The organism is Mesorhizobium sp. M6A.T.Ce.TU.002.03.1.1 (assembly GCF_003997275.1).
Classification (GTDB): Bacteria; Pseudomonadota; Alphaproteobacteria; order Rhizobiales; family Rhizobiaceae; genus Mesorhizobium; species Mesorhizobium mediterraneum.
On the sequence record NZ_RZTI01000178.1, the window covers coordinates 1 to 9,849 of the forward strand.

Annotated in this window: 11 protein-coding genes; 6 read left to right on the forward strand and 5 right to left on the reverse strand. The window is 63.0% G+C overall.

The window, feature by feature from the left end; translation table 11 throughout:
• The 4 genes from EOC93_RS30590 to EOC93_RS30605 all read left to right on the forward strand — a co-directional run.
• Positions 1–722: ATP-binding cassette domain-containing protein (locus tag EOC93_RS30590; RefSeq protein ID WP_164759340.1), on the forward strand; the 722-nt coding region annotated here is incomplete at its 5' end.
• A gap of 48 nt (positions 723–770) precedes the next feature.
• Positions 771–2,879: a molybdopterin oxidoreductase family protein gene (locus EOC93_RS30595; protein WP_127206486.1), complete on the forward strand. Its 2,109-nt coding sequence runs from the start codon at positions 771–773 to the stop codon at positions 2,877–2,879.
• Between the two features lie 57 nt (positions 2,880–2,936).
• Positions 2,937–3,635 carry a DUF2270 domain-containing protein gene (locus EOC93_RS30600; RefSeq protein ID WP_127206487.1) on the forward strand — a complete coding sequence of 233 codons (699 nt, stop codon included), beginning with the start codon at positions 2,937–2,939 and terminating at the stop codon, positions 3,633–3,635.
• 369 nt (positions 3,636–4,004) lie between these two features.
• A complete protein-coding gene (locus EOC93_RS30605) occupies positions 4,005–4,277 on the forward strand; it encodes a DUF680 domain-containing protein (protein WP_127206488.1) in 273 nt (90 codons plus the stop codon).
• Between the two features lie 89 nt (positions 4,278–4,366).
• On the opposite strand, the gene EOC93_RS30610 is transcribed toward EOC93_RS30605, so the two are convergent.
• From EOC93_RS30610 to purM, 5 genes are all read right to left on the reverse strand, one after another.
• Complete coding sequence (locus EOC93_RS30610) at positions 4,367–4,882, reverse strand: histidine phosphatase family protein (protein WP_126107539.1); 516 nt, start codon at positions 4,880–4,882, stop codon at positions 4,367–4,369.
• A gap of 71 nt (positions 4,883–4,953) precedes the next feature.
• Positions 4,954–5,247: a type II toxin-antitoxin system RelE/ParE family toxin gene (locus EOC93_RS30615; RefSeq protein ID WP_127206489.1), complete on the reverse strand. Its 294-nt coding sequence runs from the start codon at positions 5,245–5,247 to the stop codon at positions 4,954–4,956.
• Entirely contained in the window at positions 5,240–5,530 is a 291-nt protein-coding gene (locus EOC93_RS30620) for a type II toxin-antitoxin system ParD family antitoxin (RefSeq protein WP_127206490.1), read from the reverse strand. The genes EOC93_RS30615 and EOC93_RS30620 overlap by 8 nt, the downstream gene beginning before the upstream one ends.
• 58 nt (positions 5,531–5,588) lie before the next feature.
• On the reverse strand, positions 5,589–6,299 hold the full coding sequence (gene purN / locus EOC93_RS30625; protein WP_095483243.1) for a phosphoribosylglycinamide formyltransferase: 711 nt from the start codon (positions 6,297–6,299) through the stop codon (positions 5,589–5,591).
• On the reverse strand, positions 6,296–7,360 hold the full coding sequence (purM, locus tag EOC93_RS30630) for a phosphoribosylformylglycinamidine cyclo-ligase (RefSeq protein ID WP_127206491.1): 1,065 nt from the start codon (positions 7,358–7,360) through the stop codon (positions 6,296–6,298). The genes purN and purM overlap by 4 nt, the downstream gene beginning before the upstream one ends.
• 622 nt (positions 7,361–7,982) lie before the next feature.
• Here purM and EOC93_RS30635 point away from each other — a divergent pair.
• Together EOC93_RS30635 and EOC93_RS30640 are read left to right on the forward strand one after the other, a co-directional pair.
• Complete coding sequence (locus EOC93_RS30635) at positions 7,983–8,540, forward strand: CDP-alcohol phosphatidyltransferase family protein (protein WP_095483311.1); 558 nt, start codon at positions 7,983–7,985, stop codon at positions 8,538–8,540.
• Positions 8,512–9,711, forward strand: a complete 1,200-nt coding sequence (locus EOC93_RS30640; RefSeq protein ID WP_095483246.1) for an AI-2E family transporter — start codon at positions 8,512–8,514, stop codon at positions 9,709–9,711. The genes EOC93_RS30635 and EOC93_RS30640 overlap by 29 nt, the downstream gene beginning before the upstream one ends.
• The last annotated feature ends 138 nt before the right edge of the window (positions 9,712–9,849 follow it).

Below are 9,849 nucleotides of genomic sequence, written 5' to 3' on the forward strand. Positions count from 1 at the left end.
ACCTCCGACCGAACGAAAACGCCTATGAGCATGTCCGCCGGCTGATGCCGGAAGCACCGGAATCGAAGGTGCGCGGCCGTGTCGCCCAGTTCGGCCTGACCACCGAGAAGATGAACACCGCCGCCAAGGACCTGTCCGGCGGCGAGAAGGCGCGGCTCTTGATGGGCTTGTCGGCCTTCGAAGGACCAAACCTGTTCATCCTCGACGAACCGACCAACCATCTTGATATCGACAGCCGTGAATCGCTGATCCATGCGCTGAACGAATTTCCCGGCGCCGTCATCCTGATTTCGCACGACCGCCATCTGCTCGAGGCGACGGCCGACCGGCTGTGGCTGGTCAAGGACGGCGCGGTCAATCCCTATGACGGCGATCTCGAGGACTACAAGACGCTGGTCACCGGCGTGTCCGGCGACCGCCGCGGCAAGCGCGAGGCCGAAAAAGCCTCGAAGGCCGACCGTCGCCGCGACGCGGCGGCACGCCGCGCGGCCTTCGAGCCGCTGGCCAAGGAGATCCGCGCCACAGAAGCGCTGATGGACCGCATCCGCAAGCGCATCGACTTGATCGAGGACGAGCTCGCCAATCCGGCGGTCTATGAAAAAGACCCGTCGACGGCGACACAGCTGGCCAAGGAGCGCTCGCAGCTTGCCCAGACGTTGGCCGCCCACGAAGAAAAATGGCTGTCGATGTCGGCGGAATACGAGGAAGGCACGGCGGAGTAGCGCCATCTGGCCCTACACGCCGCTGCCATATACGGCTAGTTTGGCCCTATGAATCAACACGCCAAGCTCAGAATCGGCCATTCGGCCTGTCCGCATGATTGCCCGTCGACCTGCGCGCTCGAGGTCGAGCTGCTCGACAGCAGGCGCATTGGTCGCGTCCATGGCGCCAAGGCCAACAGCTACACATCAGGCGTCATCTGCGCCAAGGTCGCCCGCTATGCCGACCGCGTCCATCACCCCGACCGCCTGCTGAAGCCGCTGATCCGCGCCGGCGCCAAGGGTGAGGGCCTTTGGAAGGAAGCGAGCTGGGAGGCGGCACTCGACCTCGTCGCCGAAAAGTTCATCGCGGCCGAGGCAAAATACGGCTCGGAGACGGTCTGGCCCTATTACTATGCCGGCACGATGGGGTTGGTGCAGCGCGACGGCATCGAGCGGCTCAGGCACGCCAAGAAATATTCCGGCTTCTTCGGTTCGATCTGCACCAACCTGGCCTGGACCGGCTGGATGATGGGCGCCGGCGCGTTGCGCGGTCCCGACCCGCGCGAGATGGCCAAGTCCGACTGCGTGGTGATCTGGGGCACCAATGCAGTGGTCACCCAGGTCAACGTCATGACCCACGCGATCAAGGCGCGCAAGGAACGCGGCGCGAAAATCGTCGTCATCGACGTCTACGAGAACGCGACGATGAAACAGGCCGATCTCGGCCTGGTGCTGAAGCCCGGCACCGACGGCGCACTGGCCTGCGCAGTGATGCATGTGCTGTTTCGTGACGGCATGGCCGACCGCGCCTATTTGGAAAAATACACCGACGACCCGCACGGTCTGGAAGCGCATCTTCAGACGAGGACGCCGCAATGGGCGGCTGGTATCACCGGGCTTTCCGTCGACGAGATCGAGGCATTCGCCCATCTCGTCGGCACGACGAAGAAAACCTATTTCCGCCTCGGCTACGGCTTCTCGCGCCAGCGCAACGGCTCGGTCAACATGCATGCCGCGGCCTCGATCGCCGCGGTCACCGGCTGCTGGCAGTATGAGGGCGGCGGCGCGTTCCATTCCAATTCGGGCATCTTCAAGCTGAACCAGGAACTGCTGGAAGGCACGCGGATGCGCGATCCCGCGATCCGCCATCTCGACCATTCGCGCATCGGCCCCGTGCTGACCGGCGCTGAGGATGCGCTCTATGGCGGCCCGCCGGTGACGGCGCTGCTGATCCAGAACACCAATCCGGTCAATGTCGCGCCGGAGCAGCGGCTGGTGAAGCAGGGTTTTCTGCGCGACGACCTATTTTCCTGCGTGCACGAGCAATTCATGACTGACACCGCAAAACTTGCCGATGTCGTGCTGCCGGCGACGATGTTCCTCGAGCATGATGACGTCTACAAGGGCGGCGGTAACCAGCATATCACGCTCGGTCCGAAGCTGATCGACCCGCCGGAAGGGCCGCGCACCAACCATTTCGTCATCGAGGAGCTCGGTAAAAGGCTGGGCGTTGGCGAAAAGCCTGGCTTCGGCATGACCGAGCAACAGCATATCGACATCATCCTGGGCAAGCGGGGCCTGGGCAGTTTTTCGAGCCTCAGGGACGAAAAATGGGTCGATTTGCAGCCGGATTTCGAGGCGGCGCATTTCATCAACGGCTTCGGCCACGCGGACGGAAAATTCCGCTTCCGCGCCGACTGGACCGGTCAGGCGGCGCCCAACCGGCCGCCGAAAAGCATGGGCCTGTTCGGGCCGGTGGCAAGCCTGCCGGAATTTCCCGACCATATCGACCTGATCGAGGTGGCGGATGCGGCGCATCCGTTCCGGCTGACCACCTCGCCGGCGCGCAATTTCCTCAACTCGACGTTTTCGGAGACGCCGGTGTCGAAGGCCAAGGAGGGCCGGCCGGAACTGCTTTTGCATCCGGACGATGCGGCAGCTTATGGGCTGGCCAACGGCGATCGCGTCGAGATCGGCAATGCGCGCGGCGAAGTCGTGCTGCACGCAAGATTGTTCGATGGCCTCAAGCGCGGCGTCGTAGTGGCCGAGGGCATATGGCCGAACAGCGCCCATGAGCGGGGCGAGGGCATCAACGTGCTAACCGGCGCCGACGCGCCAGCGCCCTATGGCGGTGCGGCTTTTCACGACAACAAGGTCTGGCTGCGCTCGGCCAATTGAAGCGTCGGAACGATATATCCCTCCAGCCGTTTTTGCGTGGCGGTCGGAGGCATGGAGATGGCAGATGTGTCGGCAGCGCCGGACCCCATTGGAAGAACGCTTTCGCCCGGCGAACTCGTAACCACGATGTCACACTTTCATCGCGCCGAAATTCTACGCATGACGGGGTGGCGCGACCGCCTGGACCGGACGAGCAATTGGGCGATAACGGTCGTCGCGGCGATGCTGTCCGTCTCGCTTTCGACGGCTAGCGCGCATCACGGCGTGCTGCTTTTTGCCATGCTGCTTGTCCTGTTGCTGCTGTGGATAGAAGCGCGGCGATATCGCTTCTTCGACGTTTACCGGGCCCGCGTGCGCCAGTTCGAACGGCACTATTTCGCGCAGATATTCTCGCCGCAGCCGGACTTTGCGTCCGATTGGCTATTGATCGTCGGCGAAAGCCTGCGCGCTCCAAAATTCCTCATTTCGCAACGAGCGGCGTTGGCGCGTCGTCTGCGTCGAAACTACATCCACATGCTGCTGATCCTGCTGATGGCCTGGATCCTCAAACTGTCGACACCCAGTCTTCTAACCGAGGGTGTCCGCATCGGCTTCGTCGGTTCGGTGTGCGAGGCCGTCACCGGCGCTGCCCTGGGGCCCATTCCCGGCCTGGTCATCGTCGTGCTGGTCGCCGCCCTCTATGCCGGCCTGCTAGTCACTGCCTTCCTGGCTGCTGGCGACGATGGCGAACTCTCCTTTGGTGACGTGCACGTCTAAGGCGGCAACGCAAAGCCGGTAGCTCTGCGAAATTTCATTTGCGCATCAGTGGAGGAATCGAACCGATCGGTTCGTTTCTGTTGACGCATCGTGCAGGACCGGGTGAACGTCGGCTCAGCAAATGCCTGCGCCTCGCGGCAGGCAAATTCGCATAACAAATTGAAAAGAATGCAAAAGATTGTGGCGAAGGAAGCCTTTTGGCAGATTTCAAGCACCCGATTCAGGCGTAGCCGGAAAATCTTTGTGATTGGAAACCGCCGCATGGCCAACCCACTTCGGGATGGTCCGAACGACGCGAAATCCTCCCAAGGCACGCCACTAGACGGACAACAACACTGAAAACATGGAAATACTGGAGTACCTGAAAAAATGACCAAGATTGCTCTTACCGCCGCTGCCGTCCTCATTGCTACAGGCAGCGCCTTTGCCGGCAGCGACCACTATGGTTCGGACGGCGTCAACCAGCCGGCTGCGCCGGTTGGCAATGAGCCTGTTGGAAATGTCGACAACACGCTCACGGGTTCGATCCGCAAGCTGCTCCCGACCGAGCATAATGCCGTCAACACCGATGCGACGCGCCAGTCCGGCTCGGATCAGTCCGTCGCGCCTCAATCTGGCCGGGGCAACTGGGGCCGCCGCTAAGTCCTCAAGCTCCGGAACTCAAAGAGCGGCGGGTTTGGCCCGCCGCTCTTGCTTTTGCATATTAAGTCATAGCCGGCAGCACCGCCCGTTTAGCGCAGATCCTTCGGCCAAACGCAGTGTGTCAGCCGCGCCTCGTCGAGGGCCAGCCGTGCCCAGTCGCCGTCAAAAACGAAGCGGGCAAGCGCCGCCGTCGGAAATTTTTCTTCAAGCCTTTTGAGTGCCGCGGCATCCGATCCGGCGCCGGCAAGCCGGCGCGCGAATTCCTCCAGACCGGGATTGTGGCCAATCACCAGAAGGGTGCTTGTTACAGCATTTGCCTGCCGTACCTTGGCGAGAACGTCTGCCGCACTGGCCTCGTAGAGCGCCTGAACAAATTTGGCCGGCGTTTTCGCCGGCAATTCCGCCGAGACCAGCCGCCATGTGTCGCGGCTGCGCAGCGCTGGAGATACCAGCGCCACATCGGGCAGCCAGCCCTGCCTGGCCAGTTCGCGCCCGATCAGCGGGGCCGCCTTCAGCCCGCGCCCGGAAAGCGGCCGGTCGAAGTCGATGAGGTCAGGATCGTCCCAACTCGACTTGGCATGACGCAGAAGAAGGAGTTGTTTCATTGTCGCCATGCCAGCCTCTGCTCAGGGCGTGATGTCCGCCAGCTGCTGCCAATTGCAGTTGCCATGATCTTTCAAAATAGCGCCGAGACGTCGCGCGCGCCATGCACGACGCGAACGACCTCGACGCGTTGTTCTGCCAAGCGATAAAGCACGAGATAATTGCCGATCGTCAGCGCTCTCACCTCGGCGCCGATGTCCGGTCTCTTGGGGCCGGACTCAGGGAAGCTGGCCAATTGCAAGATGCGCGCCGCTATGGCGTCCAGAAAGCGATCCGCGGCAAGCGGGATGTCCGTCGCAATGCCAAACCAGATTTCGATCAGATCGTTTTCGGCGGCCGGGCTGCGGACAATGAGGATGTCAGCCATTCCGCTGTGTTTTTTTGGCAGCGTCGCTGAACCGGCTGTGCGCCTTCAGCTTGATGTCCTCGATGTCGAAAGGCGCGAACGGGCCGCTCTCCAGCCCTTCCGTCCAGGCTTTCCGCAGCCGCTCCGCTTCCGCCTCGCGCAAGGGCTGGCGAAGGCGCCATTCGCGGAGCGCTTCGCGGATTACTTCGCTTGCCGAACCGTATTGCCCGCTGGCCACTGCGCCCTTGACCATGTCCAGCAGTTCGGGGGAAAGCGCCACGCTGACTTTTTCGACTGGCGCCATCAAACTGTCTCCTTGTGAAGATGGTAGCAATATTTGCCACCACCTTCAAGGATGGCTCTCATGGCGTGATGCGCGCCAGATGCTCGAGATCGGTCTCCTCGCGCAGCGGATCGGGCGCCATCACCACCGAGGTGCTGTTGTCGGCATCGTCGGCGAAATGGGCAAGCACGGTACGGCCGCCTTCCATCCGCGCCTTGCCTTCGGCGACCAGCCCGAGCGCCAGCGGATAAAGCCGGTGCTCGGCCTTCAGCACGCGGGCGGCAAGCGTATCCTCATTGTCGCCGACCATCACCGGCACGGCAGCCTGGGCGATGATCGGGCCGTCATCCATATCGAGCGTGACGAAATGCACCGTGCAACCATGGATGCGAATGCCCGCGCGGATAGCTCGCGCATGCGTATCCAGCCCCTTGAAAGCAGGCAACAGGGCAGGGTGGATGTTGATCATCCGTCCCAGCCACTTCTCGACGAAGCGCGCGCCGAGGATGCGCATGTAACCGGCCAGCGTCACGATCTCGGCGCCGAACGAGACAAGTGCCGCGTCGATCGCTCCGTCATGCGCTTCCTTGCTGGTATGGTCGGCCCGCGAAATCACCTTGGTAGGGATGCCGCGCGCCGCGGCGATGCCTAGACCGGCGGCATTGGCCCGGTCGGAAATGACGCCGACGATCTCGGCCGGATAGTCCGGGTTGCTGGCCGCGGCGATCAGCGCCGTCATGTTGGAGCCGCGTCCCGAAATCAGCACCACGGTGCGTTTGCGCGTGCTCATAGGCCGATCGAGCCCCGATAGATGACGCCGGCGTTGCGGCGCGGCACGATGCGGCCGATCGGCGCCACAGTCTCGCCGGCCTCCTGCAGCACGGCAGCGACCTGTGCGGCCTGGCCTGAGGCGACGGCGAGGATCATGCCGACGCCGCAGTTGAAGGTGCGCATCATCTCTTCGGGCGCCACGCCACCGGTTTTCGCCAGCCATGAGAATACCGGTGGCACCTCGATGGCGTCGAGGTCGAGCTCGGCCGAAAAATCCTTCGGCAGGACGCGCGGGATGTTTTCAGGAAAGCCGCCGCCGGTGATGTGGGCCAGCGCCTTGATGCCATGCGTGCCGCGGATCGCCTTGAGGATCGACTTGACGTAGATGCGTGTCGGCTCGAGCAGCGCCTCGGCCAGCGTGGCTTCATCATTGAAGGGCGCCGGACCGGACCACGCAAGGCCGCTTGTCGCGACGATGCGGCGGACCAGCGAAAAGCCGTTCGAATGCAGGCCTGACGAGGCCAGTCCCAACAGCACGTCGCCCTCGACGATGTCGTCTGTCGGCAGTAGCTGGCCACGTTCGGCCGCGCCCACAGCAAAGCCGGCAAGGTCGTAGTCCTTGCCGTGATACATGCCGGGCATTTCCGCCGTCTCGCCGCCGATCAGCGCGCATCCGGCCTGTCGGCAGCCCTCGGCGATGCCGCCGACAATCGAAGCACCCTGGTCGGGGTCGAGCTTGCCGGTGGCGAAATAGTCGAGGAAGAACAATGGCTCGGCGCCTTGCACGACGATGTCGTTGACGCACATGGCGACGAGATCGATGCCGATCGTGTCGTGCTTGCCCGCATCGATGGCGATCTTCAGCTTGGTGCCGACGCCGTCATTGGCGGCGACCAGCACCGGGTCCGTGAAGCCGGCGGCCTTGAGGTCGAACAGGCCGCCGAAGCCGCCGATCTCGCCATCGGCGCCCGGCCGGCGCGTCGCGCGCACCAGCGGCTTGATCTTCTCGACCATGAGATTGCCGGCATCGATGTCGACACCCGCCTCGGCATAAGTGAGCCCGTTCTTGCGCTTGCTCATTTCTGGCGCCTGCTCATCTCTGTTTCCACTTGCTTGAGGGCTCTTCGCATGAACGCTTTTGCCTCGCAAGGCAAGCGAGCGATGGCGATGTTCAATTGGAGATCGGCCGAACCGGGCTCCCTACGCTCCAGCAGTAGAAAGAAACGCCCGCCAGCGCAGCGGCGAGGGCGCCGACGGTCGCTAAGGACCTGACCTCGTCGCTCGGGAGGACCCCGTAGGAGAAACCGGCGGCGATCAAACTTGCCGCCACAGTCCAGACACCCGGGTTTACGGCGACTGACCGCCCGAAAACGAACGCCACGGCGGCAGCCACCAGCCAGAGAGGCCAAGACGCCAGAAGGCCGACCACCAAGGCAAGAACGAAACTGATCAAAAGGTCATGCATCGACGCGTCGCGGTGTGGAGTTGTAAAAGATGCGAAACCTAGGAAGCTTTCTGTTACTCCGGCCAAATAGCAAAGTGTGACACGCAGGGCGATTGTAAATCTCTGTGCCATCGTCATTCGCTAGGTTCGTTTTTTCGGTCTGGGGTGGAGCAGGTGAGCGAGGAGAGAGCGTCGCCACTTGCCGTAGCGTCCCATCTCCATCATGTATCATTAAAACAGAAACGACGGGACATGCGTTTGACCATCCCCAACATGATCACGATCATGCGTTTCGTGCTGGTGCCGGGCGTGGTGCTGGCCATGCTGCAGGCGCACTGGGACTGGGCTTTCGCCGGCTTCCTCATCGCCGGCATTTCCGACGGTGTCGACGGCTTCATCGCCCGCCATTTCAACCAGTTTTCGCAACTTGGCGCCTATCTCGATCCGATGGCCGACAAATTGCTGCTGGTTTCGGTGTTCGTGGTGCTGGGCTTCATCGGTGAATTGCCGCTGTGGCTGGTCGTCACCATGGTGTCGCGCGATGCGCTGATCGTCTGCGCCGTGCTTTTGTCCACCGTCATGGCCCACCCGGTCGAGATGAAGCCGCTGTTCGTGTCCAAGGCCAACACCGCCATCCAGATCGTGCTGGCGGCGGTGGTGCTGGGCGAACTGGCTCTCGCCCTCGACCTCGATCCGCTCAGGCCGGTGCTCATATTGCTGTCCGGGGTCTTGACCGTGGCTTCGGCCGCGGCCTATCTCGTGGCTTGGCTGAGGCATATGAGCGGCTATGGCGAAGGCTCCACACCGGACACCTGACCAGGACATCGACGCGGCAGCCGAGGCTGCGGCCGCCGATGCCGCCGCGTCTGGCGTGTTTCGCCGCCAAATCCGCTTCTGGCTAATCAGCGCCATCATCCTCGCGGTCTTCCTCTATGTCTTTAGCGGCATCCTTTTGCCGTTCGTCGCCGGCATGGTCCTCGCCTACTTTCTCGACCCGGTCGCCGACCGGCTGCAGCGGCTCGGCCTGTCGCGGCTGATGGCGACGGTTGTCATCCTGTTCGCCTTCATCGTCGTTCTGGTGCTGGCTTTCGTCATCCTCGTTCCGGTGCTGGCCTCGCAGATGGCCGATTTCGCCAGCAAGCTGCCGGAATACCTGACCCGGCTGCAGACCCTGATCACCAGCTTCGATCCGAGATGGCTGGAAGAGAAATTCGGCGTCGACGCCAATGGCCTGCGCGAAGGCTTGAATTCGCTGCTGACCTCCGGCTTCGGCCTCCTGACCACGGTGTTCACATCGATCTGGAGCTCCGGCGTGGCGCTAGTGTCGGTGGTCAGCCTGTTCGTGGTGACACCAGTCGTTGCCTTCTACATGCTGCTCGACTGGGACCGCATGGTGGCGATCGTCGACAGCTGGGTGCCGCGCGACTATGTCAAGACCGTCAGGGCCATCGCCAACGACATCAACACCGCTACCGCCGGTTTTGTGCGCGGCCAGGGCACGCTGTGCCTGGTGCTGGGCGCCATGTACGCCACCGGCCTGACGTTGACCGGCCTGAATTTCGGCATCCTGATCGGCCTGTTCGCCGGGCTGATCTCCTTCATCCCCTATGTCGGCTCGCTGACCGGGTTGGTCCTGGCCGTCGGCGTTGCCTTCGTTCAGTTCTGGCCCGACTGGACCATGATCGCGGCGGTGGCCGGCGTGTTCTTCGTCGGCCAGTTCATCGAGGGCAACATCCTGCAGCCGAGGCTGGTGGGAAAAAGCGTCGGCCTGCATCCGGTGTGGCTGATGTTTTCGCTGTTTGCCTTCGGCGCGCTGTTCGGCTTCGTCGGCCTGCTGATCGCCGTGCCGGCCTCGGCCGCCGTTGCCGTTCTGGTGCGTTTTGCCATCGCCCGTTATCTGGAATCGCCGCTCTACAAGGGCCACAGCACCGAACCTGTCCCGCCGCTGCCGGCGCGTCGCCGCGGGAGCGGTGGGCCGCGCAGTTGAGCCAGATGCCGGACAACAAGATCGATCCGCCGCGCCAGTTGCCGCTCGATCTCGGCCACGGCACCGGTTACTCGCGCGACGAGCTCGTCGTCTCCGGCACCAACAGCCAAGCGGTGGCGCTGGTCGATCGCTGGCCGG